This is a genomic window from Brevibacterium sp. 'Marine' (assembly GCF_012844365.1).
Classification (GTDB): Bacteria; Actinomycetota; Actinomycetes; order Actinomycetales; family Brevibacteriaceae; genus Brevibacterium.
Genome location: NZ_CP051626.1, coordinates 2,454,105 through 2,480,812 on the forward strand (window position 1 = coordinate 2,454,105; position 26,708 = coordinate 2,480,812).

Annotated in this window: 25 protein-coding genes; 1 reads left to right on the plus strand and 24 read right to left on the minus strand. The window is 67.5% G+C overall.

What is annotated here, in order from left to right:
* Window positions 1-38 precede the first annotated feature (38 nt).
* The 24 genes from HF684_RS11075 to HF684_RS11190 all read right to left on the minus strand — a co-directional run bounded on the left by HF684_RS11075 (window position 39) and on the right by HF684_RS11190 (window position 25,220).
* Complete coding sequence (locus tag HF684_RS11075) at window positions 39-665, minus strand: L-threonylcarbamoyladenylate synthase (protein ID WP_169252512.1); 627 nt, start codon at window positions 663-665, stop codon at window positions 39-41.
* Window positions 666-806: 141 nt separating this feature from the next.
* Entirely contained in the window at window positions 807-2,201 is a 1,395-nt protein-coding gene (locus HF684_RS11080) for an AI-2E family transporter (protein WP_248278891.1), read from the minus strand.
* The gene (der, locus tag HF684_RS11085; RefSeq protein ID WP_169252513.1) at window positions 2,202-3,713 is read right to left on the minus strand and encodes a ribosome biogenesis GTPase Der; all 1,512 of its coding nucleotides are present in this window, start codon (window positions 3,711-3,713) and stop codon (window positions 2,202-2,204) included. It abuts the gene before it with no gap.
* A complete protein-coding gene (gene cmk / locus HF684_RS11090; protein WP_169252514.1) occupies window positions 3,710-4,369 on the minus strand; it encodes a (d)CMP kinase in 660 nt (219 codons plus the stop codon). Before cmk ends, der begins: the two co-directional genes overlap by 4 nt.
* Window positions 4,366-5,454, minus strand: coding sequence for a prephenate dehydrogenase (locus tag HF684_RS11095; protein WP_169252515.1), 1,089 nt, complete (start codon window positions 5,452-5,454; stop codon window positions 4,366-4,368). Before HF684_RS11095 ends, cmk begins: the two co-directional genes overlap by 4 nt.
* A complete protein-coding gene (locus HF684_RS11100; protein WP_169252516.1) occupies window positions 5,451-6,311 on the minus strand; it encodes a pseudouridine synthase in 861 nt (286 codons plus the stop codon). Before HF684_RS11100 ends, HF684_RS11095 begins: the two co-directional genes overlap by 4 nt.
* A 17-nt stretch (window positions 6,312-6,328) precedes the next feature.
* Window positions 6,329-6,982 (minus strand): SMC-Scp complex subunit ScpB, encoded by a 654-nt coding sequence (gene scpB, locus HF684_RS11105; protein WP_101546246.1) that lies wholly within the window; start codon window positions 6,980-6,982, stop codon window positions 6,329-6,331.
* On the minus strand, window positions 6,979-7,881 hold the full coding sequence (locus HF684_RS11110; RefSeq protein ID WP_169252517.1) for a ScpA family protein: 903 nt from the start codon (window positions 7,879-7,881) through the stop codon (window positions 6,979-6,981). The genes scpB and HF684_RS11110 overlap by 4 nt, the downstream gene beginning before the upstream one ends.
* A gap of 62 nt (window positions 7,882-7,943) precedes the next feature.
* Entirely contained in the window at window positions 7,944-8,813 is an 870-nt protein-coding gene (locus HF684_RS11115) for an AAA family ATPase (RefSeq protein WP_169252518.1), read from the minus strand.
* A gap of 38 nt (window positions 8,814-8,851) precedes the next feature.
* Complete coding sequence (gene xerD, locus HF684_RS11120) at window positions 8,852-9,802, minus strand: site-specific tyrosine recombinase XerD (RefSeq protein ID WP_169252519.1); 951 nt, start codon at window positions 9,800-9,802, stop codon at window positions 8,852-8,854.
* Window positions 9,803-9,808: 6 nt separating this feature from the next.
* Entirely contained in the window at window positions 9,809-10,591 is a 783-nt protein-coding gene (locus tag HF684_RS11125) for an NUDIX hydrolase (protein ID WP_248278892.1), read from the minus strand.
* A gap of 118 nt (window positions 10,592-10,709) precedes the next feature.
* On the minus strand, window positions 10,710-12,371 hold the full coding sequence (locus HF684_RS11130; RefSeq protein ID WP_211167983.1) for a CTP synthase: 1,662 nt from the start codon (window positions 12,369-12,371) through the stop codon (window positions 10,710-10,712).
* Between the two features lie 26 nt (window positions 12,372-12,397).
* Complete coding sequence (locus HF684_RS11135; protein ID WP_169252521.1) at window positions 12,398-13,534, minus strand: glycosyltransferase; 1,137 nt, start codon at window positions 13,532-13,534, stop codon at window positions 12,398-12,400.
* A 33-nt stretch (window positions 13,535-13,567) separates the two neighbouring features.
* A complete protein-coding gene (locus HF684_RS11140) occupies window positions 13,568-14,716 on the minus strand; it encodes a glycosyltransferase family 4 protein (protein WP_169252522.1) in 1,149 nt (382 codons plus the stop codon).
* Window positions 14,713-16,491 carry a lipid II flippase MurJ gene (locus HF684_RS11145; RefSeq protein ID WP_169252523.1) on the minus strand — a complete coding sequence of 593 codons (1,779 nt, stop codon included), beginning with the start codon at window positions 16,489-16,491 and terminating at the stop codon, window positions 14,713-14,715. The genes HF684_RS11140 and HF684_RS11145 overlap by 4 nt, the downstream gene beginning before the upstream one ends.
* Complete coding sequence (locus HF684_RS11150; RefSeq protein ID WP_169252524.1) at window positions 16,488-17,357, minus strand: hypothetical protein; 870 nt, start codon at window positions 17,355-17,357, stop codon at window positions 16,488-16,490. The genes HF684_RS11145 and HF684_RS11150 overlap by 4 nt, the downstream gene beginning before the upstream one ends.
* Window positions 17,354-18,346: a copper transporter gene (locus HF684_RS11155; protein ID WP_169252525.1), complete on the minus strand. Its 993-nt coding sequence runs from the start codon at window positions 18,344-18,346 to the stop codon at window positions 17,354-17,356. The genes HF684_RS11150 and HF684_RS11155 overlap by 4 nt, the downstream gene beginning before the upstream one ends.
* Entirely contained in the window at window positions 18,343-19,578 is a 1,236-nt protein-coding gene (gene steA, locus HF684_RS11160) for a putative cytokinetic ring protein SteA (protein ID WP_169252526.1), read from the minus strand. The genes HF684_RS11155 and steA overlap by 4 nt, the downstream gene beginning before the upstream one ends.
* 15 nt (window positions 19,579-19,593) lie before the next feature.
* Window positions 19,594-21,297 (minus strand): DNA repair protein RecN, encoded by a 1,704-nt coding sequence (gene recN / locus HF684_RS11165; protein WP_169252527.1) that lies wholly within the window; start codon window positions 21,295-21,297, stop codon window positions 19,594-19,596.
* Complete coding sequence (locus tag HF684_RS11170) at window positions 21,298-22,239, minus strand: NAD kinase (RefSeq protein ID WP_211167984.1); 942 nt, start codon at window positions 22,237-22,239, stop codon at window positions 21,298-21,300.
* Entirely contained in the window at window positions 22,236-23,042 is an 807-nt protein-coding gene (locus tag HF684_RS11175; protein ID WP_248278893.1) for a TlyA family RNA methyltransferase, read from the minus strand. The genes HF684_RS11170 and HF684_RS11175 overlap by 4 nt, the downstream gene beginning before the upstream one ends.
* Window positions 23,039-23,269, minus strand: a complete 231-nt coding sequence (locus HF684_RS11180; protein WP_169250775.1) for a hypothetical protein — start codon at window positions 23,267-23,269, stop codon at window positions 23,039-23,041. Before HF684_RS11180 ends, HF684_RS11175 begins: the two co-directional genes overlap by 4 nt.
* Complete coding sequence (locus HF684_RS11185; RefSeq protein ID WP_248278894.1) at window positions 23,266-24,243, minus strand: HAD-IIA family hydrolase; 978 nt, start codon at window positions 24,241-24,243, stop codon at window positions 23,266-23,268. Before HF684_RS11185 ends, HF684_RS11180 begins: the two co-directional genes overlap by 4 nt.
* Window positions 24,240-25,220: a hypothetical protein gene (locus HF684_RS11190; RefSeq protein WP_211167985.1), complete on the minus strand. Its 981-nt coding sequence runs from the start codon at window positions 25,218-25,220 to the stop codon at window positions 24,240-24,242. Before HF684_RS11190 ends, HF684_RS11185 begins: the two co-directional genes overlap by 4 nt.
* A 180-nt stretch (window positions 25,221-25,400) precedes the next feature.
* Here HF684_RS11190 and HF684_RS11195 point away from each other — a divergent pair, with 180 nt between their 5' ends.
* Window positions 25,401-26,027, plus strand: coding sequence for a hypothetical protein (locus HF684_RS11195; protein ID WP_169252529.1), 627 nt, complete (start codon window positions 25,401-25,403; stop codon window positions 26,025-26,027).
* Window positions 26,028-26,708: the final 681 nt, after the last annotated feature.

The window sequence follows — 26,708 nt, forward strand, 5'->3', positions numbered from 1 at the left end:
GGCACTCCGGCCAGCTCAGTGCGACCGACCTTGGCGGCTCACTCGTCGAGGAACCGCGAGACGTCTCCGGCTCCGACGCGAGCCACCTCGGGGTACTTGCCTGTGAAGTCGATGACCGAAGTCGGCACGACTCCGGGGGCTCCGGACTCGATGACGATGTCGAGGTCATTGCCGAGCTGGTCCATGACATCCTCGGCGTGGGTCAGCGGATCCTCATCGTCGGGCAGCAGCAACGTCGAGGACAGGATCGGCTCCCCCATCGCCTCGACGAGTGCGAGTGCCGTGACATTCTGCGGGATCCGAGCTCCCACCGAATGCTTCTTCGGGTGCATCATCCGGCGCGGAACTTCCTTCGTCGCCTTCATGATGAACGTGTACGGTCCCGGCGTCATCGACTTGATGGCACGGAAGTCGGAATTGTCGACGATGACGAACTGACCCAGCTGGGCGAAGTCGTGGCACATGAGTGTGAAATGGTGCTTCGAACCGAGTTGTCGGATGCGAGTGATCCGCTCGATGCCGTCCTTGTTGTCCAAGGCACAGCCGAGGGCATAACAGGAATCCGTGGGATAGGCGATCAGGCCACCGTTCCTGAGTGACTCAGCGGCCTTCTCGATCAGTCGGTCCTGCGGGTTCTCCGGATGGATATTCAGTAGTGTCGCCATACTTCATGCTAACCACTCTGCCGCCACAGTGCGAGGGGTCGAGGCGACTAGGGACGGGAAAAGCGAGAATGTGGGATTCGCCGGACCGCGGGCAGTCTCAGACCGCATCTGCCGAACGCTTTTGTCGCCCCCGCTGGCTCGTCAGTGCGCAGCCTGATGCTTCCTCCGGCCCTTGACCAGTTCGGCGCGTCCGGTGTCCGGATCGGAGGCGAGAAGGATATTGACCCATCTGGCCTTCGGGTCCGCGTCGACCAGCAGAGCCTTGATCAGCAGGGTCGCCGGCAGCGCCAGCAGGGCGCCGAGCCAGCCGAGGATCCACACCCAGAACAGCAGGGACAGGAACGAGATCAGCGGGGTCACACCCACCGACTCGCCGGTGAACTTCGGTTGGATGATCGCCTGGATGACGAAGTTGAGCACACTGTAGGCGATGACCACCCACAGCGCCGACTGCCAACCGCTGTCGACCAGCGCCAGCAGAGCGGGCGGGACGAGACCGATGACGAAACCGATGTTCGGAATGTAGTTCGTCAGAAATGCGAGCACGCCCCACACCCAGATGAGCGGGACGTCGATGATCGCCAGGGCGATGACGTCGAGGAATGCGACGATGAGGCCGAAGACCGTCGCCACCACCCAGTATCGGCGGACACCGCTGGCGAAGTCGCCGATCGACGCCGACAGCGACGGCTTGACGTCGAGCAGCATCGCCATCCGCTTGTCGATGCCCATCGAATCCATCGCCACGAAGAACACGGCCATGATAACCGTGGTCAGCAGGCCCGCAACCGACGACAGATTCGTCAGCAGCGGGTAGATGGCGTCGAGAACGGAGCGGACGTCGAAACCTGAGAGCTGCTGCTGGATCACCGAGGATGTCACTCCGATGTCCGACAGCAGCGCCAGCGCATTCTGGTACGTGGCGGCGAGTTCGTAGCTGTAGCTGGGGATGAGGATGACGAGTTCGGCGACCGACCACGCGGTGAGGCCGAAGAACGCGAAGATCATGCACAGCACGAGCACGACCGAGATGCACGCCCCGATCGCCCGCGGCACTTTGATCCTGGTGAGCAGCCGCTGCACCGGGTAGACGACGATATAGAAGTTCAGGGCGAGGAAGACCGGAGCCACGATGTCCTGGAGTCCGCGGACGAACATCAGCGCATAGGCCAGCCCCGCCAGCGTCACCGCGATCATCAGCGCTCGCGCCGGCGGCCGCGCATGCCAGGGTCGTGCCTCGCCTGCCATGCCGGGTTCGGAGCCAGGCTCGGAGCCGGGTGCGACTCCGGGCGCTGTGGTGAGTGCCGCGCTCGATTCGGTTTCGGAGGAGGAAGATCCCACCGTCACCGAGGCGGCCGAACCGGGAGCGTTCCCCACCGAGGCGGCCGTCCCCGCCACCGGGCCCGCGGGCTCGGAATTCGATCCGGTCACCGGTCGTGAGGACGGCGCAGACTCGACCGGGCCTGCGGCATCGCCGGGCGATCCGGCCGCACTGTCAGCGGCGCCCGATGCCGTCGTCTGCTCGTCCTCGTTCATTCAGCGTCCCCGACGCTTCTCACGGATGCGCATCGACACCTCGATGGGGGTGCCCTTGAAGCCGAAGGTCTCGCGCAGACGACGGATGATGAACCGACGATAACCGGGATCGAGGAAACCGGTGGTGAAGAGCACGAACTTCGGCGGACGCGACTGCGCCTGAGTGCCGAAGAGGATGCGCGGCTGCTTACCACCGCGCACCGGGTGCGGGTTGGCTGCGACGAGCTCACCGAGGAACGCATTGAGCCGTCCCGTCGGAATGCGAGTGTCCCAGCCGTCGAGAGCGGTCTCCATCGCCGGCACGAGCTTCTCCGCGTGACGTCCGGTCTTCGCCGAGATGTTCACGCGCGGTGCCCACGCCACATGGCCGAGGTCCCGTTCGATCTCCCGTTCGAGGTAGAAGCGACGTTCGTCATCGAGCAGATCCCACTTGTTGAACGCCAGCACCACGGCGCGTCCCGCCTCGACGGCGGTCGTGACGATGCGGACGTCCTGCTCACTCAGCGGCTCCTGCACTTCGAGGAGGACGAGGGCCACCTCGGCGCGTTCGAGCGCGGTCTGTGTCCGCAGCGCGGCATAGAAGTCGGCGCCGCTGGCCTGATGGGCTCGACGACGGATGCCGGCGGTGTCGACGAAGCGCCACTGCTTCCCACCGAGCTCGATGAGCTCGTCGACGGGGTCACGCGTGGTGCCGGCGACGTTGTCCACGAGCACCCGGTCGGTACCGATGAGCTGGTTGAGCAGGGAGGATTTGCCGACATTCGGACGACCGACGAGGGCCACCCGACGCGGTCCGCCCTCTTCGACACGGGTGTCGACGGCCGAGACCTCGGGCAGGATCGTCAGCACTTCGTCGAGCAGGTCGGCGACTCCCCGACCGTGCAGAGCCGAGACGGTCCACGGCTGGCCGAGGCCCAAGCCCCAGAGTTCTGCGGCCATGAGTTCGCCGCGTTCGTCGTCGACCTTGTTCGCGGCCAGCAGGACCGGCTTCTTCTTCCGGCGCAGCATCTTCACGACCATCTCATCGGTCGAGGTCGGACCGGTCGTGGCATCGACGACGAGGAGGACCGCATCGGCCATGTCTACGGCGATCTCGGACTGGATCGCAATCCGCGAGGCCATGCCCTTCGAGTCCTGATCCCACCCGCCGGTGTCGACGAGGGTGAACTCCTTCGTGTTCCATTCCGCCCGGTAGCTCACCCGGTCACGGGTGACGCCCGGAACGTCCTCGACGACGGCTTCGCGGCGGCCGAGGATGCGGTTGACCAGCGTCGACTTGCCGACGTTGGGGCGACCGACGACGGCCAGCACCGGTGCGGCGCCGAGGGCCTCGTCTTCGTCCTCGTCGAAGCCGTAGGCGCGCAGCAGCGCACGGTCCTCGTCTTCGAGCTCATAGCTTTCGAGTCCGGCCTCGAGCGCGGTCGCCCGCTGCTCGGCCTCCTCGTCGCTGATGCTCTCGACACGGTCGACGAGGTCGTCGTCGGGTGTCTCATGGAATTCGGATTCGCTCATTGTGAGTCCTTCACCAGCTGCAGCACCGTCTCGACCACCTGGTCGAAGTCGATGTCGCTGGTATCGAGTGTGTACACTCCGTCGGCGGCCTCGAGGAAGCTCGTCGTGGCGGAGTCCTTGGCGTCACGGCCCGTGACGAGGTCTTGGGTGGCGGCGATCGCCTCGGCGTCGGCATTGCCGTGCACTTCCTTCGCCCGACGGGCCACACGGACCTCGTCGCGGGCGGTCATGAGGATGCGCACATCGGCGTCGGGGGCCACCACGGTCGTGATGTCCCGGCCTTCGACGACGATGCCCTCGGGTGCGGCGGCGATATAGGCCCGCTGCATGTCGATGAGCTCCTCGCGGGCGTCGATGACGCCGGAGACCGTCTGCACGTTCGCGGACACGTCCGCACCGCGGATGTCCTCGGTGACGTCGATGTCGTCGACGGAGACGAAGAATTCGTCGGGGCTGAGCGAGATCTCCAGATCCGCACCGCGCACCTGCTCGAGCACGTCGACGGGGTCGGTGACCCCGCGGTTGAGGCACAGCCACGCCATCGCCCGGTACATCGCACCGGTGTCCAGGTACTGGCAGCCCAGCCGACGCGCCACCTCCTTGGCGGTGCTCGACTTGCCCACTCCGGACGGTCCGTCAATGGCTACGACGCTCATGCAGTTCCTTCTTTCTCGATGGCGGATTCGGGGATCTGCCATCCCTTCGACAGCAATCCGATCTCCAGCTCCTGCTGGATGGCCGGGACCACGGACACGTCGACCATGCCCAGTTTCCGACCGGAGGCGTGATCCATCCGGAAATCCTCGACATTGACGCCGAGGTCGCCGATGTCCTTGAACAGCCGGGCCAGCATTCCGGGCGTATCCGGAACCAGGATCGTGACAACAGCATAGGTGGTCGGCGGCTGCCCGTGCTTGCCGGGAATCCGGTCGTGTCCCTCATTGCCCAAAGCGATCGCCTTGGCGAGCAGCCCCGTCGACCCGGGGCCGAGTTCGAGAGCGCCGATGACCTCGTCGAGCTCGGTGCGCAGATCGACCAGTACGGAACGGACCTCCTCGGCGTTCCCGGTCAGGATCTGCGTCCACAGCCCCGGGTCCGAGGCGGCGATGCGCGTGACATCGCGCAGTCCCTGTCCGGCCAGCGAGATCTCCTCCAAGGGCGCATGCCGCAGCTGCGAGGCGACGAGGGAGGAGATGATCTGCGGCACGTGCGAGACCTTCGCGACCGCGGCATCGTGGATGCGCGGATCCAGGTGGAGCACGGAGGCGCCGGAGTCCTCGGCCATGGCGATGACCTCGCCGAGGCGGTCGGCCGGGGTGTCCTCATCCGAGCAGATCACCCAGGGTCGGGCCGTGAACAGGTCCGATTGGGCGGCGATCGCCCCGGACTTCTCGCGTCCGGCCATCGGATGGCAGCCGATGTAGCGATCGAGCTGAGTGCCCGTGACCAGTTCTCGCACCGCTTCGAGCAGGCGGGTCTTGACGCTGGCGACATCGGTGACCGTGGCGTTCGGGTAGTCCTCGAGTGCTGCGGCGATGACGCGCGCGGCGACGTCGGGCGGGGTGGCCACGACGACGATGTCCGGGTGTTCGGGTGCACCGACCTGACCGGCACCGAGGTCCGCGGCGAGCTGCTGCGCGGTCGGCGAGGTGTCTTCGAGGGTCACCTGATGGCCTTCGGCGCTCAGCGCCAACCCCAGGCTGGCACCGAGCAGGCCGGTGCCGATGATATGGACTCTCACAGACCGACGGCCTCGAACAGTGCGCCGACCTCATCGGAGCGCAGCGGGCGGATCTTGCCCTGCTTCTGCTCGTCGAGGACGATCGGTCCGAACTTCAGCCGCACGAGGCGCTCCACCGGGTGGCCGATCTCGGCGAGCAGGCGGCGCACGACGCGGTTGCGGCCGGAGTGGAGGGTGAGTTCGACGACGGACTTGCCGGGAGTCGAATCGACGAGCTTGAAATCATCGACCTTGACGAAGCCGTCCTCGAGGTCGATTCCGGCCTTGAGGATGGCTCCGGCGTCCTTCGCCAACTGGCCCTTGACCTTCGCGAGGTAGGTCTTCGGGATCTCGTAGCGCGGGTGGGCCAACCGGTTGCTCAGCTCCCCGTCATTGGTGAGCAGGATGATGCCTTCGGTCTCCGTGTCGAGGCGGCCGACATGGAAGAGGCGCTCGTTGTTGTTGCGCACATAGTCGGCCAGGCAGGGCCGGCCCTCGGGGTCGCTCATGGTCGACACGACTCCCGCGGGCTTGTTGAGCACGAGGTAGACCTTCTTGGTCTGTGTCGAAATTCTCACTGTGTCCACGTACACGGACTGCGTTTCCGGGTCGATCCGGGTGCCCAGCTCGGTGACGATGCTGCCATCGACCTCGACGCGGCCGTCGACGATGAGCTGCTCGCAGGCACGACGTGATCCCAGGCCCGCCTCGGCGAGCACTTTCTGCAGCCGCACACCCCCGCTGACGTGGGCGTCCGATGTCTGACCGGCTCCCGACCCGCCGCTGCTGGAGGCCTGATTGGCCGTCGCTGCGCGCTGTTTTCGGCTGGGTCGGTTCTGGCGCCCGCCGGGGGCGCGGTGATCACGGTAGGGACTCATACATCCATTCTCTCAAATCAATCAGCGACTCGTGACATCTCGGCGGTCGAATCGGAATCGTCGTCGAGATCGTCGTCGAGGGCGCCGTCGATCTCGGCGAGCACTTCGGTGTCCTGTGAGCCGAGTTCGGCGACGTCGGCGTCTTCGGGCAGGTAAGGGGCGATGTCCGGCAGATCGTCGATCGCGTTCATCCCCATCGTGTCGAGGAACTGCGGCGTGGTGGCATAGAGCAGCGCCGAGGTGGTCGCCTCCTTGCCGGCTTCGACGATGAGTCCGCGCAGCAGCAGGGTGCGGATGACGCCGTCGACGCTGACTCCGCGGATGGCGGCGATGCGGGGCCGGGAGATCGGCTGCCGGTAGGCGATGACCGCAAGCGTCTCGAGTGCGGCTTGGGAGAGTTTCGCACTCTGCCCGGCGGTGAGGAAGTCCTTGACGACTTCGTGGTAGTCGCCGCGGGAGAAGATGCGGAAACCGCCGGCGACGTGACGGATCTCGAACCCGCGCTGGCGGTGGTCCTCATCCCCGTCGTAGTCGGCCTTGAGGATGCGGATGGCTTCGAGGACGGTGTCTTCGTCCAGGCCGAGGGAGCCTGCGAGGTCGTCGGCGGTCACGGCCGAATCGGTGATCATGAGCACGGCCTCGATGCCGGCGAGGATCTCGTCATCGATCATTCTGCGCTCCCCCCAGTGTTGGTCGCAGCCAGGTCGTCGTTCGCATCCTGGTCGCGATCTGCGGCTTCGTCGCCGCTCCAGTCGCCTTCGGTGCGCAGGTCGACTCCGTCTTCGTTCATCTCGGTCCGGTGGATGAGCAGCCGCCCCAGGGGTTCGGGCTGGTCGAAGTCGCAGAGGCCGACCTTGAACAGTTCGAGCAGGGCGAGGAATCTCGCGACGACGACCAGGGTGTTCTCGGCCGTTTCGAGCAGGTCCTGGAAGTCGACGTCTCCGACGCGCAGCAGGGACAGGATATGCCCGCGCTGCTCGGAGACGCTCACGAGCGGTAAGTGGATATGGTCGACGGCGACGCTGGGCGGGGTGTGATCGCGTTGGAGCACGGTGGCGAAGATTCCGGCCAGTTCACCGGGCCCGATGTTCAGTTCCAGCGGCGGCAGCACGTCCTGGAACTGGGGCTCGAGGTCGACATCGCGTGGGGCGCGGATGGAACCGGCGGCCATCGCCTCGGCCAGATAACCGGACACGGACTTGTACGCCTTGTACTGCAGCAGTCGCGCGAAGAGGAGGTCTCGGGCCTCGAGCAGCTCGAGGTCGAGAACCTCTTCACCCTCTTCGTGCGGCAGCAGCCGGGCCGTCTTGAGGTCGAGCAGGGTCGCGGCGACGAGGAGGAACTGGGAGATCTCGGCGAGGTTCGCCTGATCCTTGAGCTCGGTGGTGTAGGCGATGAACTCATCGGTCACCTCGGCCAGCGCGATCTCCGTAACGTCGAGACGGCGTTTCGAGATCAGACCGAGCAGCAGATCGAAAGGGCCGGTGAAGTTCTCCAACCGCACCTGGAATCCCTGCGCGGCGTCATCGCCGGAGTCTGCGCCTGCGGACGCATCGCCTGCGTCGACCACCTCGCCGGAGTCGGCCTCGGTCGGAACGAGGGCCGCCCCCTCCTCGTGGACTGCGGAGTCGCTCAGGGTGCGCCTCCGCGGGCGATGAGCTCCCGGGCCAGTCGACGGTAGGCTTCGGATCCGGCGTGCTTCGGGGCGAAGCTCGTGATCGGTTCGGCGGCCACGGAGGCGTCGGGGAACTTCACGGTGCGATTGATGACGGTCTCGAAGACCTTGTCGCCGAAGGCTTCGGTGACTCGCGACATGACTTCCTTCGAGTGCAGGGTCCGCGAGTCGAACATCGTGGCGAGGATGCCGTCGACCTCGAGTGAGGGGTTGAGTCGGTCCTGGACCTTCTCGATGGTCTCGACGAGCAGGGCGACACCGCGCAGGGCGAAGAACTCGGTCTCGAGCGGGATGACGACGCCGTGGGCGGCGGTCAGGGCGTTGACGGTGAGCAGCCCCAGCGAGGGCTGGCAGTCGATGAGGATGACATCGTATTCGTCGGCGACCTTCGACAGAGCGCGGGCGAGCACCTGCTCGCGGGCGACCTCGCCGACGAGCTGGACTTCGGCGGCGGAGAGGTCGATATTGGCCGGCAGGATGTCGATGTTGTCGAAATCCGTTCCCACGATGACTTCGTGCGGGTCCAGTCGCGGGTTCATCAGCAGGTTGTAGATGCTGATGTCGAGTTCATAGGGGTTGAGTCCCAGTCCGACGGACAGGGCGCCCTGCGGGTCGAAGTCGACGAGCAGCATCTTGCGGCCGTACGCGGCCAGGGCCGCACCGAGGTTGATCGACGAGGTGGTCTTGCCGACCCCGCCCTTCTGGTTGACCATCGCGATGATGCGGGCGGGTCCGTGCGACGCCAGGGGTGCCGGCTCCGGGAAGTCCTGGGGCTCGCCTGCTGCCGACCTCTGCTGGGGGATATCCAACGCCTCTTGCGTATTCATCTCTCGGATGGCCACCTTTCGTTGCTCTACGTCCAACCCTACCGCGCCCGAGGGTGCGAGGTCGCGTACACTTCCCGCAGTGTCTCCTCGGAGACTTTCGTATAGATCTGCGTCGTCGTCACCGAGGCATGGCCGAGCAGCTCCTGGACGACGCGGATGTCCGCTCCGCCTTCGAGCAGATGCGTGGCGAACGAGTGCCGAAACGTATGCGGAGACACCTCGGCCCCGATGGCCGCCGCCTCACCGGCGTCCTTGACGATCTGCCATGCCGAGACCCGGGAGAGTCGGGTGCCGCGGGCGTTGAGGAACAGAGCCCCGGCGGGAGCCGAGGATCTCGCCTTCGCCGCCATCGACGGCCGCACCCGCGACACCCAGGCACCCAGGGCTCGGGCGGCGTGGGATCCGAAGGGCACGATCCTCTCCTTCCCGCCTTTTCCGTAGAGCCGGACGAGCCCGGAGTCGAGGTCGAGATCGTCGAGGTCGACGCCCACGGCTTCGGAGATGCGCGCCCCCGTGGCGTAGAGGAGTTCGAGAAGGGCCGCGGCCCGGATCTGGACCGGTTCCTCACCGTCGGTGGTGGCGATCATCGCTTCGATCTCGTCGAGCGCCAGAGCCTTGGGCAGCCGCAGTCCTTCCTGCGGTGGACTGACCTCGGAGGCCGGATCCGTCGGCGCGAGGTTCTCCCCCAGTGCGAAGGTGTGGAATCGGCGCACCGCGACCAGCGCGCGTGCCCGAGTCCGCGGTGCCAGTCCCGAATCGAGCAGGTGAAGAGCGAAGTTCTCCACCTTCTGTCGATCGACTTCGCCGAGGCGGCCCACCCCGTCGTCGGTCAGCCAGGTTCCGTACCGGGCGAGGTCACGAGCGTAGGCGTCGATCGAGTTCATCGACAGTCCCCGTTCGAAGCGCAGGGAGGCGAGATAGGACTCGAATGCGCGCCGCAGGTCCTCGGGGAGGTCGTCCGGCAGGAGTTCGGCGCCGTGCCGAGCCATAGGGTCTCAGTCCTCGCCCGCGCCGGTCTGTGTTGACGGTCTCTCCCCGTCACCGGCACCGGTCGTCTCCGTCGTGGCCGAACCGGTCGTCTCGACGGTGGCACCGCGGCCGAAGTCGGGGCGACCGTCGACGAGTCGCCTCGGCGCATCGACGGCACGCAGCTTGACCGGTGCTCCCGCTGCTTCGGCGCGCAGCACCCGGTCGACCTGGAAGATCGCCAGCTGAGCGATCGCGTTGGTGATCCGCCCGTCGGCCACGGCCTCGAGTGCGTCGTCGATGCCGACCCAGGCGAAGCGGAACCCTGCCTCTTCCTCGCCGCGTTCGTGACGGTCGGCTTCGGGCACGTAGGACAGCCCACGTGCCAGGTAGAGGCGCATCGTCTCGGAGCTGCCGCCCGGGGTCAGGCACGAGTCGCTGAGCACGTCCCAGTGTGCGGCCGTGAGGTCGGCCTCCTCGATGAGTTCCCTCTTCGCCGCGTCGAGCGGGTCCTCGCCGGGGATGTCGAGCAGACCGGCCGGAACCTCCCACAGTCGGGCGCGGACGGGGTGCCGGTACTGCTGGGCCAGCAGGATCCGCTGGTGGTCGTCGACGACGGCGATGCCGACAGCGCCGGTGTGCGCCATGAGATCGCGGACGAGCCCGGAGGCCTCGGGCAGGTCGAAGGTCTCCTTGCGGATGTCCCACACCGCGCCTTCGAAGACGACCGCGGAGGAGGTGATCGGCGGGATCACCGGTTCGTCGGCGAGGGGCTGTTCATGGTCGGTGCTCATCTCATGGTCTGTGCTCATCGGCGCTCTCCCTGAAATCGACGGTGCTGAACTCGACGGTGCTGAACTCGACGGTGGTGGAACGGCGAATGCCGCCGGCGCTGGCGCCGACGGCATTCGCTGTGAGGATGGACAAGGGTCACTGCCGCTCGAGTGCGGCGGCGACCAGACCCGCGAACAGCGGGTGCGGTGAGGTCGGCCGCGACTTCAGCTCGGGGTGCGCCTGCGTGGAGACGTAGAACGGGTGCTTATCATGCGGGAGCTCGACGAATTCGACGAGCTCACCGTTCGGTGAGGTTCCGGAGAACTCGAGTCCTGCCTCGGCGATCTGCTCGCGGTAGGTGTTGTTGACCTCGTAGCGGTGACGGTGCCGTTCGCTGATCGTCGTCTCCCCGTACACGCCGGCCACGACGCTGCCTTCGGTGAGCTTCGCCTCGTAGGTGCCCAGGCGCATGGTGCCGCCCAGGTCGCCTTCGCCTTCGACGATCGAGAGCTGCTCGGCCATGGTCGCGATGACCGGAACCGTGGTCTCGGGGTCGAACTCGGACGACGACGCGGCCTCGAGCCCGGCGACATTGCGTGCGTATTCGATGACCATGCACTGCAGACCCAGGCACAGGCCCAGGGTCGGAATACCGTGGGTACGGGTGTACTCGAGTGCGCCGAGCTTCCCTTCGATGCCGCGGATGCCGAAGCCGCCGGGCACGCAGATCGCGTCGAGGCCGGACAGGGCCGCCTCCGCGCCGGCTTCGGTGGAGCAGTCATCGGACTGGATCCATTTGATCCTGACCTTCGCGTCGTTGGCGAAGCCGCCGTGGCGCAGCGCCTCGGTGACGGAGAGGTAGGCGTCGGGCAGGTCGATGTACTTGCCGACGATGCCGATGGTGACGTCCCGGGACGGGTTGTGCACGCGTTCGAGTACCCAGTCCCACTTCGTCCAGTCGACGTCGCGGAAGGGCAGGTTGAGGCTGCGGATGACGAACACGTCGAGGCCGCCGTCGTGGAGGACCTTCGGGATGTCGTAGATGCTCGGGGCGTCGACGCAGGACACGACCGCGTCGGTCTCGACGTCGCAGGCGCCGGCGATCTTCGCCCGGATCGAATCCGGCAGCTCACGGTCGGAGCGGAGCACGATCGCATCGGGCTGGATGCCGATGGAGCGCAGGGTGGCCACCGAGTGCTGGGTCGGCTTCGTCTTCAGCTCTCCGGAGGGCCCGAGGTAGGGCACGAGGGAGACGTGGATGAAGAACACGTTGTCCCGGCCGATGTCGTGACGGACCTGGCGGGCCGCCTCGAGGAAGGGCTGGGATTCGATATCGCCGACGGTGCCGCCGATCTCGGTGATGATGACATCGGGACGGTCCGCCTCGGGGCGTTCGGCCTGGGCGCGCATCCGCGCCTTGATCTCGTCGGTGATGTGCGGGATGACCTGGACGGTGTCGCCGAGGTACGCGCCGCGACGCTCCTTCGCGATGACCGAGGAGTAGATCTGCCCGGTGGTCACATTCGCCGCACCGTCGAGGTCATTGTCGAGGAAGCGCTCGTAGTGGCCGATGTCGAGGTCGGTCTCGGCACCATCCTCAGTGACGAAGACTTCACCGTGCTGGAAGGGGTTCATGGTGCCGGGATCGACGTTGAGGTAGGGATCCAGCTTCTGCATGGCCACGGTGAGGCCGCGCTGAGTGAGCAGATGGCCGAGGCTCGATGCCGTCAGACCCTTGCCCAACGAAGAGGCGACGCCTCCCGTGACGAAGATGTGCTTTGCCGTATGTGTGCCGCCAGGGCCAGTTCGATTCACCACGGGATTTGATTCTATCAAAGTCCGGCTCACGAATCCGAGACTGCGTCGACCTCGGCGTACAGATCGAGCAGCGTCTCGGAGATCGCCGCACCGTTGCTCACGTCGATGACCCGCTTCTTCGCCGCCACGGCGGAGGTTCCGCGTCCGGCCGGATCATCGAGAAGATGATTGATCTCACGCAGCAGCGCCTCCGTGTCGTCGGCGGGAACGGCCTGCGCGGCCTCTCCCCAGATTCCGGCGCGGCGTTCGCTGCCGATGAAGACCGCCGGCTTCGACAGCTGCATGAGGTCTTCGTGGGACAGACCGGTCATCGTCTCGCTGGCGATGACGACATCGGCGGCGGCCGCGACATCGACGAGGTCTCCGGCCGGTGCCACGAGGACGCCGCGGTCGGCGAATTCGCGGGAGATCGTCGAGCGGTCCTTGCCGGTGCCGGTGAGGACGAAGACGACCTTGCGGTCACGGCGGCGCTGGTTGATCTGGTCGGCGGCGTCGAGGACGGTCGCCAGGGCCGTGTGGTCGCGCAGCGCGATTGGGCTGGCGACCATCCAGGTGCCTTGCGCGAGCCCGAGTTCGCGGCGGACCTCGGCGCGCGGTGTGCGCACGGTGAGGTCGACGTCGATGTCCGGGTGGACGAGTTCGGCGCGTTCGACGACCGGGACGCGGCCGCCGTAGTAGTCGACGACGGGTTCGGTCGTGCCGAGGACCGCGGTGGCCGTGCGGCCGACGATCTCGGCTCCGGTCTTCTCGATGACGTTCGCGGAGTCGAAGGATTCGATGGTGGCGACGACCTTCGGGTGCAGGCGGGCGGGCAGACCGGTGAAGGCCAGCCCGGCGAGCGTCGCCGCATGCAGTCCGTGTGCGTGGACGATGTCGACGTGCTGGTAGTACTTGTGAAGGGTGAAGGCGGAACCGGGGTCAGCGGTCGTGAGTCGACGACGGGCGGTGAGCTCGATCTCGCGGAATTCGCCGGCCAGCTCCTCCGGGACTCCGAAGGTCCCCAGCAGAGACCGGTGCGCGGCGACGGCGACCTTGAAACCGGCCCGGAGGTGACCGAGCACGGCGAGCTTCGCCACTTCGACGACGGGACCGGTGGTATCGGCGAGCACGTGCAGAATCCTGGTGTCTGCGCTCAGTGGGTTGACCTCGCCGGATTCGCTCATTTCCTCATCCTCTTCTTTCGTTCGACGCTGGTTCTAGCCTACCTGGGCAGACACGAGTTCCGTGTAAAGACCTGCGAGTTCTTCGGCGACTTCCCTCTCATCGGGAAGCTCCGCTCCGCGTGCCCGGGCTCTCGTCCCGAGTTCGGCGCGGCGGGCGGGATCGACGGCGAGTTCGGCCACGGCTGCGGCGAAGGCGGCATCGTCATCATGGTCGATGAGCATCCCCGCGTCGCCGACGAGTTCGGCGGTGCCGCCGGTGGCGGTGGCCACGATCGCCTTGCCCGTCATCAGCGCTTCCTGGAGGACCAGTGCCCGGGCCTCCCAGACGCTGGTGAGTGCGTAGATGTCCGCGGCGGCCGCGAGTTCGGCGACATCGTCGCGGGGTCCGAGGAAATGCAGGGCCGGAATCGCCGAAGCGGCTGCCGCGTCGGCGTACTGGGCGCGGACATCGGCGAGCACCTCATCGTCGGCGGCACCGGCGATGAGGGCGACGATCTCGCCCTGCCGGTCCCCCGCCCCGAGGCGGGCGAGTGCACGCACGAGCATCGGGTAGTTCTTCTGTTCGGCGACGCGACCGACGGCGAGGACGATGAGTGCCCCGGAGTCGAAGTCGAATTCCTCGGCCAGTCCCGCACGGGTGGCGGCGGCCGCCTCGGCGGACACCTGAGTCAGCTCGGGAGCGGCGGCGGGGAGGAAGCGGGCGGTCTGCGCACCGAGTTCGCGGGCACGGTCGACGAGGTCGGCGCTGGCGCCGAGGACGAGGTCGGCTCCGCGGGCGAGCATCGTCTCGACCCGGGTTTCGACCCGACCGCGCAGTCCCTGTCCGCTGGCCTGGTTGTGGAGGCTGAGGACGAACCTTGGGCGGGTCTTCAGCGTGCGCAGGGTCAGCAGGGTGATGAGCCCGGCCCGGAAACCGTGGGCGTGGACGATCTGCGGGGCGAAGCTGCGCAGGAGTGTGCGCTGTCGGCGGACGAGGGCGGCGTCGGAGGCGCCGATTCCGGTGCCGAGTTCGAGGACGCCGAACCGGACTCCGGGCAGCAGGGAGAAGCCGAAGTGTTCGTCGGTGGCGGCCGGTCCGATGACGCCGATCTCGTGGCCGGCGGCGGCGAGGTCACGGGCGAGTGCGTGCACATGGGTGCCGACTCCCCCGGTCGAGGTGCCGATGGCGAAGACGATCCTCATGAGTCTTCCTCCCTGTCGGTGTCGTTGGGTCCGTGGTCGCTGCTGCTTCCAGGGTCACTGCGACTGGATCCGTGGTCGCTGTTGTGCGCGCCGGTCGCATGCGCGGTCGTCTCGTCGTTGGCGCCGGCCCGGTTGCGGTCGGCCAGCAGACGGCGGACTTCGCCGAGGAATCCGCGGTCGATGACGAGCACGATGAGTCCGAAGACCACGCAGCCGAGGAGGGCGGCGACGATTCCGGCGATGACGGCCGAGCTCGCGGAGTTGTCGAAGAGTCCCCCGAGCCACTGCGAGGTCACGACTCCGGCGGTGCCGGCGACGACGGCGGCCCCGAGCGCGAGCAGCGACCGACGCCCGACGAGGGCGAGTCCGGTGGGACCGAGGACGCGGCGCATATTCACGAGCAGGAACACTCCGGCCACGGTCATGCCAAGCACATAGCCGCTGCAGATGCAGATGAGGGTCAGACCGGGGTTCCCGTTCGCACCGGCGACCAGGATGGCTCCGATCATGCCGACGATGACGAGGATCCACCCCGTCGTCGTGGCGGCGGCCGAGTGGCGGGAGCGTTCGAGGGCGTAGAAGACGCGAGTGCCCCAGGCGACGAAGGACCAGCCCGGCACGGCCAGGGCCATGACCATGATCGCCGTGGCCATCGAGTCGAAGGGGGCGGCGGATTCGCTTTCGGCGTCGATGGCGATGAAGAAGGTCTGCAGGGGGCCTGCTGCCGAGAGCAGGATGACCGCGCCGAGTCCGCCGATGGCGATGATGAGAGCCGTCGTCGTCGAGGTCACCGAGCGCAGGCGCACCCCGGCTTGTCCACGTCGCTCAGCGGTCGCCTCGGGGTCGGAGGATCGACCCACCCAGGTCGACAGGGTCGGGAAGATCACGGTCGCCACGGTCACGGCGAGCACGGCGTAGGGCAGGAGGTAGACGGCGTTGATGTAGCTGAAGAGCACGAGCGTGCCGTCCCCGCCCGAATGGTTCGCCAGGCTCAGGGTCGCGAGCACGGCAGCCTGCTGGGCGAGCAGGGCCGACATTCCGGCTCCGGCCAGGCGCAGCGCACGGTGGGCGACGCCGGGAGGGAACGAGAAGGTGGGGCGCAGTTTCAGCCCGGTCGAGGCCATCGGCAGTGCCAGCGGCAGGGCGAGGGCGGCGACACCGACGGTGGTGCCCCAGCCGAGCCAACCGAGGTGGGTCTGCCAGGTGTCGTCGCTGCCGCCGACGGCACTGTAGGCGATATAGCTGCCGATGACGACGAGGCTGGACAGCAGCGGAGCGAACGCCGGCCACAGGAACTTGCGGTGGGCCTGCAGCACTCCGGTGAGCACGGCGCCGATTCCGTAGAGGACGAGCTGCGGGGAGAACATGAGCAGCAGCTCGACGGTCGCCTGCACTCCCGCGGCGCTCGTCTTCTCATCGACGAGGATCCTCGCGATCTGCGGGGCGAAGACGGCCAGCAGGATCGACAGCGGCAGGGTCACGCTGATCGCCCAGGTCAGCAGGCCGGAGGCGATGCGTCCGGCGGTCTCTCGATCCGATCTGGCCAGGGGAACCGCGAGCAGCGGGATGACCGCCCCGGCCAGGGCCCCGCCGGCGACGACCTCGAAGAGGATGTTCGGGACCTGGTTCGCGCTCTGGTAGGCGGTGCCGACGGTGCCGGCGCCGACGGTTGCCGAGAACACCAGCCAGCGTAGGAAGCCGACCAGTCGGGTCAGCAGGGTGATGATCGATACGAGCAGCGCCGTGGCGGCGAGGACTCGAACGAGCTTGTTCACTGAACCTCGCGGCCGAACGAGTCGATCTCCCGCAGTCCCGGGGTCGATTCGATGACGGAGGTGAAGGACACTTTCTCGCTGGCCAGGGTGAGTCCGGCGAGGACGGCGAGGATGAGGCGTCGCTGTGCCGGGGTGGCGGTTTCGGCGAGGATCACGCCGATCGCCGCGCCCAGGGCGTTGGCGCCGGTGTCGCCGAGCATCGCGTCACCGGCGAGGTCGTCGGGCCACGCGGCGGCTGTGGCTCCGGCTATCGCCCCGGCAGGTGCCCAGGACACGCGGCGGTCGTGCTCGGTCAACGCCAGGGTCAGCGCTCCGGCCTTGAGTGCCCGACCGGGACGCAGATCGAGGAGGTTGAACAGGTTCGCCGAGCCCGCGATCACTCCCCCGGTGACGATGACATCCGCGGCGGCTGCGTACCAGGGGCGGTCGGTTGTCGAGTGCGTGGAGCCGAAGAGCCCGGCCGGGCGAGTGCGGCTGCGCAGGATCGCGGCGGCAGCGATCGAGGCGAGTGGGATGCCGGTGATCTTGATCGTCCCGGTCGTGATCTGACCACGGGCCAGTGCGGACAGATGACCGCGCAGTCCCTTCGAGGACCCGGATTCGCAGAAGTCGTCGACCGCGCCGAGACCGCCGGCCGCGGCCGTGGCCAGCAGGGTCGCCGCCTTCTGGCGGGAGTCTTCGATGAGCAGGCTGCCGGCCAGCAGTCCCGTCGCGACGGCGGGTCCTTCGGCGAGTGAGACGTCGCGTCCGGCGTGGTTGGTGCGCACCACGGAGTCGTGGGTGCGCAGCCGCGAGCCGAGCACGGCCTTCGTCGCGGTGAAGCCGACGAGTCCGGCGACGGCGGTGCTGACGATGGAGCGGATCATTTCTCGTCTCCCTTCTGCGTGTCCTCGGACGACGTCTCTTCGGTCTTGCCCGGCAGGATGCCTTCGGCGTCCTCGGCGAATCCGAAGTGTCCGTGGGTTCCGGCCTCTCCGGAGGCCAGGGCCCGGACGGTGATGACGGGGCCGGCACCGAGGCCGAGTCCGTCGACCGTGCTGGCGCGGGACTTCTCCGTCCGCAGCACGTTGACGAGTCCGTTCTGTGCCGATCCGGCGTCGCCGGCGACGACCACCGAGGTGGCTTCGGCGGTGAGTGCGGTGATGAAGTCGGTGACGAGGGTGCGGGTGCCCTTGTCGTCGGAGTTCTGCGGGCTGGGCTCGGTGTCCTCGGCCAGGGTCGAGTTCTCATCGTCGATGACGATGAACAGCGAGGTCGTCTTGTGGTCCGTGTCGGTGCGCAGACGGTCGGCTTCGACGAAGGCGTCGTAGAGCTTCGCCGCCTGCTTCTCGGCATCCGCCTGGTTGTCCTCGTCCTCGAGCATCGAGGCGTCACCGGTCAGGGCGATGACGAGGGCGGCGCGGATCGCGGTCGAGTCATCTTTCGGCAGGCTGGGGACGAGGGTCCGCAGCGTCTTGAGGAACTGTGTGGAATCGGCGAGGCTGAGCGTGTTCGGTACGAACGAGACGTCACCGGCGATGGTGCCGTCGGCTTCCTTGACCCGGTTGCTGACCTCTTCGACCTGTTCGGAGTCCGCGTCGGGGGCGGCGATGATGCTCACTTCCTGCCCGTCGAGGATGCCGCCGATGAGTTCCGGGGCCGCGGCCGTGACGAACTCGTTCTGCTTGTCGATATTGCCCTTGGCCGCGTCGAGATCCGAGCGCAGGTTGTCGCGGTCGGTGCGCAGGGCGTCGACCTGGCTCTGCAGGGACTCCCCGATCGGTTCCTTCAGCGGTCCCGCGCCGAGGACGATGCCGACGGCCAGCGCCAGGAACACCGAGACGAGGGAGACGAGGTGGTAGCGGAAATCAATCACGGGTCTATTCCTTGGATGAGGCCGGCGGAGTCGGTCGATGCTGCGGGGTCGCCGCCGAAGAGGGAGCCGATCCAGCCGAAGAGGCCGTCGAGTTGGGCGCCGATGAGGCCGAGGAAGGTCTGTCCGGCCGAGGTCGCGGTCATCGCCACTCCGAGGGCGACGAGCCCGGCGACGACGAGCACGGCCAGCTGCAGGCTGGAGATGCGCTGCCGATAGAGCAGGGACACGCCCTTGGCGTCGATGAGCTTCGATCCCACGCGCAGGCGGGTGATGAAGGTCGAGGCCATGCCCTTGCGACCCTTGTCGAGGAACTCCATGACGGTGTCGTGGGTGCCGACGGCGACGATGAGTTCGGCCCCTTTGTCATCGGCGAGGAGCATGGCGATGTCTTCGCTCGTGCCCGAGGCCGCGAAGGCCACGCAGTCGACTCCGAGGGCTTCGACCCGCTCGGTGCCCGGTGCCGTGCCGTCACGGTAGGCGTGGACGACGATCTCGGCGCCCGAGGTCAGGGCGGTGTCGGACACGGAGTCCATGTCTCCGACGATCATGTCCGGCCGGTGGCCGGCTTCGATGATGGCGTCGGCTCCGCCGTCGACGCCGATGAGCAGCGGCCGGTATTCGCGGATATAGGAGGCCAGCATCGCCAGGTCCTCCTTGTAGTGGTATCCGCGGACGACGATGAGCACATGCCGGTCGGTGAACGTCGTCTTCACCTCGGGCACGACGAGTTCGGCCGAGAGCAGGTCGGAGTCCTTGCGGATGTATTCGACCGTGTTGTCGATGAAGTCCACGAGCACGGAGTTCATTCCCGCCTCGGCGGCGTGCATATCCTCGGCGATCGTCTCGGCCGTCTGCAGGACGCCCGTGGCCACCTCGGTCTCGCCCGCGTACACGGTGGCGCCGTCGATGGAGATCTCGGCGTTCTCGTCGACCGTGTCGAAGATCTCGGCTCCGGCGGCGTCGATGAGGGGGATGCCGGCGTCGACGATGATGCTCGGGCCCAGATTCGGGTAGCGGCCGGAGATCGATTTGTCGGCGTTGATCACCGCTGCCGGCCGGCACGCGACGAGGGCTTCGGCGGAGATGCGGTCGATATCGGAGTGTTTGATGACGGCGATGTCGCCGGCCTGCAGGCGCTTCGTCAGATCCTTTGTGCGTCGGTCCAGACGGGCAGGGGCGGGACCGGACCGGGTGGGTGCGGTGAGGTTCTCACGGTGTCTGCGCACTTTCATGGTCCGCTCATTCTCTCATCTGCTGCCAACGCCGGCCTCCTTGACCTGCCGTGCGTTGTCGAGCAGTTCGGCCGCGTGGGCCTTCGCCGAGGCGGAGTCGTCCATGCCTGCCAGCATGCGGGAGAGTTCGACGACGCGTTCGGAATCGGTCAGTTCCGCCACACCTGAGCGCACGGTCTCGGCGTCATCGTCCTTGACGATGGTCACGTGGGTGTCGGCCCACGCGGCGACCTGGGGCAGGTGGGTGACGACGATGACCTGGGCACCCCGGGCGAGCTTGGCCAGGCGGCGGCCGATCTCCACGGCCGCCTTGCCGCCGACTCCGGCGTCGACTTCGTCGAAGACGTAGGTGGGGATGGATTCGCTGGCGGCGCGGACGACTTCGATGGCGAGCATGACGCGGGAGAGCTCACCGCCGCTGGCGATCTTCGCGATGTCATCGGGGAGGGAGGATTCGTGGGCGGCGAAGGTCAGCCGCACCTCGTCGGCCCCGTGGGTGGTGGGTTCGCGTTCGGAGATCTCGAAGGCGACCGAGGCCTTCGGCATCGACAGGGCGGCGAGTTCTTCGCTGACGGCGGCGGAGAATTCGTCTGCGGTGGCCTTGCGGATCTCGGTGAGCGCCGAGGCGGCCGCCTCCATGGTCTCGCGGGCTTCAGCGAGCTCGGCGTCGAGTCCGTCGAGATCACGGTCCTCGGCTTCGAGTTCGGCGAGTTCCGCGGCCGATCGGGTTTCGAAGTCGAGGACTTCGGCGACGTCCTGACCGTAGGGGGCCAGAGTCCCGATTTCCGCGCGCCTGGCCTCGGTCTCCTCCAGCGAGGTCTCGCCGAGTTCGTCGAATCCGGAGAGGTAGTTCGACAGTTCCGCGGCGGAGTCGGACAGCCGCAGCACGGCGTCGCCCAGGGCTTCGCGGATGGTGACGAGATCCTTGTCGGAGCCTTCGACATCGGTGATCGTGCTGATGGCCTGGTGGACGAGGTCGACAGCGGCTCCGGCATCGTCGATCTCCGAACCGAGCAGCAGGTCGTGGGCGGCGCCGACGGCGCGGGTGATCTCGGCGGCGGCGCCGAGCTTCGCCGACTGTGCGGCCAGGGTCTCGTCTTCACCGGGTTCGGGGCGGACCTTGTCGATGGCCTCGAGGCAGCCGCGCAGCCACAGGATGCGTTCGCGGCGGGCGGCCGTGGAGTCCTTGATGCGGCTGACGCGGGCCTCGGTCTCGCGCCAGGTCTCGAAGGCGGCACGGTAGCGCTCGGCCACCTCGGCGAGAGCAGCACCACCGGCGGCGTCGAGGAGCTGCCGCTGTTGGGCGGCGCCCTTGAGGCGCAGCTGTTCGGACTGGCCGTGGAGGGTGATGAGGTCCGCGGAGATGTCGGTGAGCACGGAGATCGGCACGGTGCGCCCGCCGGCCGTCGCCCGGGCGCGGCCTTTCAGCGCCACAGTGCGGGAGATGATCGCCTCGTCGTCGGCGCTGCCGCCGGCTTCCTCGATGCGCTCGCGCACGGGTTCGGAGACTCCGGTGAAGATGCCTTCCACCTCCGCCTTCTCCGCGCCTTTGCGCACGACTCCGGAGCCGACCTTGCGGCCCATGAGCAGGGACAGGGCGGAGACGAACATGGTCTTGCCCGCACCGGTCTCACCGGTGACGACGGTGAAGCCGGTGTCGAGTTCGACGGCGGCTTCGGCGATGACACCGAGGTGGGAGATGCGCAGTTCGGAGATCATTCAGGCCTCCTTGATCGGTCCTCGCCAGCCGGAGACGGGCAGGCGGAACTTCGCGACGAGTCGGTCGGTGAACGGGCCGGTGTGGAGGCGGGCGAGCCGGATCGGCGACTTCGACCGGGTGGCTTCCACGCGGGCCCCGGACGGCAGTTCGAGGGCGCGGCGGCCGTCGCACCACAGCACGGCGGAGAATTCGGGGTTCATCTGGGAGATCTCCACGCCGAGGCGGGAGGTCGGGTTGACGACGAGCGGTTTGGAGAACAGGGCGTGGGCGGAGATCGGCACGAGGATGAGCGCTTCGACCTCGGGCCAGACGATGGGTCCGCCGGCGGAGAACGAGTACGCGGTCGAGCCGGTGGGGGTGGCGAGGATGACGCCGTCGCAGCCGAAGGAGGACACGGGGCGGGCGTCGACGCCGAGGACGACGTCGATCATCCGGGACTTCGAGGTCTTCTCGATGGTCGCCTCGTTCAGCGCCCAGGCGTTGAAGATGTTCTCGCCTTCGTGCCACACGGAGACGTCGAGGGCGAGCCGCTCCTCGACGGAGTAGTCGCGTTGGGAGGCACGGTGGACCGCCTCGGCGAGGTCTTCCTTCTCGCTTTCGGCGAGGAACCCGACGTGGCCCAGGTTGATGCCCATGAGCGGGGCGCCGGAACCGTGGAAGCGTTCGGCGGCGCGCAGGATCGTGCCGTCGCCGCCCAGGACGATGACGAGTTCGCAGGCGTTCTTCCACTCCCCCAGTTCGGAGGGGTCGATGATCGTGCAGTGGTTGAGGATGGGTTCGTCGTCGACGGCTTCGGCCTGGCGGGCGCGGATGCCGACGATCTCGTCGGAGAGGACGACGGGGGTGACGCCGTCGTCGAGGAGGGCCTTGAACACACTGACGGCGGCCACGGCCGACTCATCACGTTGGGGGTGCAGCAGCACCATGATGTGTCTGGTCACGACTCTCCTCTCATCATTTCGTCCAGGTGGGCGGGGATGTCTGCTTGGTCGAGCCTATCGGACTGGTGGTGTGTTCGGCCTGGGCGAACACGCAGGAAGTACTCTCGATTCCCGCTCGGGCCCGGCAGGAGTGAGGGGGCGATGTCGGTGACGCGGGCGCCGTTGTCGGTCACCGCCTCGAGGACGGAGTCAATGGCGCGGCGGCGTCTGTCCCGGCTGGTGACGACTCCGTGTTTGTCCAGGGACGCACGGGCCAGTTCGAATTGGGGTTTGACCATGAGGAGGAGTTCCCCGCTCGCAGCGGTGGCGGCCAGCAGCGGGCCGATGAGCAGGCGCAGGGAGATGAAGGAGACGTCGGCGACGACGAGGTCGACGGTGGGCACGTCGGAGTCGGCGAGTTCGCGCAGATTGAGTCCTTCGCGGACGTGGACGCGCGGGTCGTCGCGGAGTATGGGCGCGAGTTGGTCGTGGCCGACGTCGACGGCCCAGACGTGCGCGACTCCGTGCGTGAGGAGGACTTGGGTGAAGCCGCCGGTGGAGGCTCCCGCGTCGAGGGCGGTCAGACCCTTGAGTCGGTCGGTGAGGTCGAAGGCGTCGAGGGCGCCGAGGAGTTTGTGGGCGCTGCGGGCGACCCAGGGGTCGGGTTCGGTGACGGTGATGTCGTCGACGTCTCTCACGTCCTGGGAGGCTTTGGTCGCGGAGCGGCCGTTGACGCTGACGCGGCCGGCGGCGATTTCGCGGGCGGCGCGGGAGCGGGAGTTCAGCAGCCCGCGGTCGACGAGTGCCCGGTCGAGTCTGCTCACAAGGAGCCCACCTGGGCGTCGAGGTCGTCGAGCAGGGAGTTCAGCTGTCCGTGGCGCTCGGCTGCCGGTGCCTCTCTGGCTGCGGCGAGGCCGGCCCGCCATGTCTCGACCGGGACGTCCCCACTCACCGAGGCGGGGGTCGGCGCGGAGTTAGTGCCGGGTGTCGGGTTCGGTGTCGGGGTCGGTGTCGGGCCGGGTGTCGGGGTCGGTCGCGGGGTTTCGCTCATGAGTCCTGACCGATCCGGCGGGGCAGGCGACCGTCGGCCAGGACCGCCTCGGCGTCGGTCTCCCCTGCATCGATGGCTGCCCATGCACGCTGGAGTTCGGCTTCGATCCGGGCGGACTCACCGCGGTCGGTTCCGGTGATGAGGGCTTCGAGTCCGCGCAGATTCGGCAGGATGAAGGTCGGTCGGCTCTCGGGTCCTGTGCGCAGGGCATCGTGGATGTCGTGGATTCCGGTGAGGACGAGGGCCGTGTCGATTCCGGCGGCACAGCCGCCTTCGATGTCGGTGTTGAGGCGGTCGCCGACCATGAGCGGGCGGTGCGCACCGAGGCGGCCGGCCGCGAAGTCCATCATGTGCGGGGCGGGTTTGCCGACGATGACGGGGGTGGAGTCGGTGAGTCGGGCGATGAGTTCGACGAAGGCACCGTTGCCGGGGACTTTCCCGGTCTCCGTGAGGAGGGAGAAGTCGGGGTTGCTCGCCCACCATTCGGCGCCGGAGCGGATGATCTCGCAGGTGCGGACGATCTTCGCGTAGTCGATCTCCGGGTCGAGTCCTTGGGCGACGGCGACGGGTTCCGCGTCCGGTGAGTCCGTGATGTCGAGGCCGGCATCGTCGAGTGCGATGCGCAGTCCGGTCGTGCCGAGGAGGTGGACGCGCGCACCGGGTCCGAAGCGTTCGGCCAGGCGTTCGGCGAGCACCTGCGCCGAGGTGGTCACCTCGTCTGCGGAGGCATCGACACCCATTCCGGTGATCTTCTCGGCGGTGGCGACGGCGGTGCGGGTGGCGTTGTTCGTGACGTAGCTGACCGGGATCGACTGGGAGTGGAGCCAGTTGATGCCGTCGGCGGCTCCGTCGATGGCGTGGGTGCCGTGGTAGACGACTCCGTCGAGGTCGAACAGGACGCAGTCGATGGGCGTACCCGGGGACTCGGGCGGGCGCCCATCTGCTGTGCTGTCCTGTTCGGCGGTCAGTGTCACTGGTCTCCGTCGGCCTCGGCTGCTGTCGTCCCAGACTCGGCGTCTGCGTCGGCGTCGGAACCGGCGTCGGCGAGGATCTCGTCGAGTTCGGCTTCGATCTCATCGTCGGTGACTGTGACCGACTTCAATTCCTTCGCCGAGACATGCGTCTTCGACTTCGGTGCTGCTGGCGGAGCTTCGGTCTCTGGCTCGGCGTCCTCGGCAAAATCGAATTCGGATGCCGAGTCGGCAACATCAGCTTCGGGCGCCGAGTCGGTCGCAGCTTCAGCGGTCTCAGCCTCTGCTGCCTCTTCGGCGGCTTCCTCGGAGGCGGCTTCACCGTCGGCGTCTTCGGAGGTCTGGGCTTCGGAGGTCTGGGCTTCGGCAGCTGCGGGTTCGTCGTCGACCTCGTCGACGGTTTCGATCTCGACGCCGGCGTTGAGGTCCGGCACCTCGTCGCCGAACAGGGTGCCTGTCGCCTTGGCGGTCCGGCGGGAGAGCTCTTCGTACTTGTCGGCGAGTTCGCCTTCGCCGTCGATGCGCAGCACCTCGGCGTAGGCGGCCATGAGTCGGACGAGTCCGCCGCTGGGCTTCTGAGTGAAGTCCTCGGCTTCGATGAGTCGGCGCGCTCCGGCGATGTCATCGAGGTCGGATTTGGCGCCGGCCGCGACGATGACGAGTTCGGTGCGGGTGTCGGCGTCGAGGTCGAGCTCCTCGGAGGTCTTCAGCAGCTCGAGGGCCTTCTCGGGCTTGCCGCGGCCGCGTTCGGCGTCGGCGATCAGCGCGATGTTGTCGTTCGAGCCGGAGATGCGACGGTGGGTGCGCAGTTCGCGGACGGCTTCGTCGTAGTTCTCCACGTAGTACGCGGCGATGCCGAGTGCTTCGCGGACGACGGCGACACGGCCGGCGCGGGCCATGGCGGCCTTGGCGTGCTCGTGGGCGCGTTCCGGGTCGAGGTCGAGCAGCCCGCCGGCGGCGACGAGGTGCTTGGCGACCATGTCGGCGTTCTCTTTGTCGAGGGTGCGCAGCTGTGACGAGATCTCTTTGTCGAGTTCGCGACCGGTGACGCCGTCGGGAATCTCGGGTTCCTGGATCCGCGGGCGGCGGGCGCGCTGTTCGCGTGCGTAGTCGCCGGTGTCGGTCTTGCGAGAGGCACGACGATCATTGTCGCCCCGGCCGTGGCCGCCGCGTCCTCCACGGTTGTCGTCCCGTCGATTTCCGCGGTAGCCGCCTCGACGGTCGTCACCGTCACGGCGGTCCCGGTTGAAGCCGCCCCGACGGTCATCGTCGTTCCGGCGGTTCTGGCCGTAACCTCCACGACGGTCATCATCGTTCCGGCGGTTGCCCTGGTAGCCACCCCGACGGTCATCGTCGTTCCGGCGGTCGCGATTGAAGCCGCCTCGGCGATCGTCGTCGTTACGACGATTCCCTTGGTAACCGCCTCGGCGGTCATCGTTGTTCCGACGGTTGCCCTGGTATCCGCCACGACGGTCGTCCCCGTCGCGACGGTCGCGATTGAAGCCACCGCGTCGATCGTCGTCATTGCGACGATTGCCCTGGTAGCCGCTGCGTCGGTCGTCATCACGGCGGTCTCGATTGAATCCGCCCCGACGATCGTCGTCACGGCGGTCACGGTTGAACCCACCACGGCGGTCATCGCCATCGCGACGGTCACGGTTGAAGCCGCCGCGACGGTCATCGTCGTTGCGACGGTTGCCCTGGTAACCGCCTCGGCGGTCGGACTGGCGTGGCCCGCGGCCGTCCCGGTTGTCCGGTCGACGGTTGCGATTGTTGTCGCGATCTGAGCGGCGACCGCCATCTGCGCGGCGGTTGTCCTGGCTGTCTCGCGAATCCCCTTGGGCCACGATTCTCCCTATGAAGTCTTTTCGGTGTTCCGCTCTATTCTAGTCCACATACTGCTTCGTCGCCGTGTGGGCGGGGACACGTCGGCGGTCCGTTCACGCTCATCGTCGTGCCCGCTGCTGTGCACGTCGAGGCCCAGGTCACCGCCTCAGCGCTCTGTTAGAATCAAGGCGACTCCAGTGGAACGGCCGACGGCAATCGAAGACGTCCGGCGGCAGCGGGTGCCCGCGCCGCCTCGACACCAGGGGATGAATGACACCTGACGTGGAAGCTCATTGTGCGGATGACGGATGTCTCCGCGATTCCACGATCAGAATTTTCGGCCTGGATGCTCGGCTGTCCCCCGCAATCTCCCATGTGGCGATAATCTCCCATGAGGCGATGACCAATCTCACTGGCCTGTGTGACCAGCATCATCGGATTGCGCGTTCGGCCCCGGTCTTCGCCTATTGTGATTGCCGGAAGCATGCGAGTCGGTACCCCAGAGCCCAGTCGCCGCGCAGGTCAGACGGCCGGCACACGCCGGCAGTCGGCTCTGCAGCTGTTGCTACGTCTGCATCCGCACGGCCTGCACCCGCACGGCCTGCACCCGCACGGCCCGGACTCACACGGCCTGCACCCGC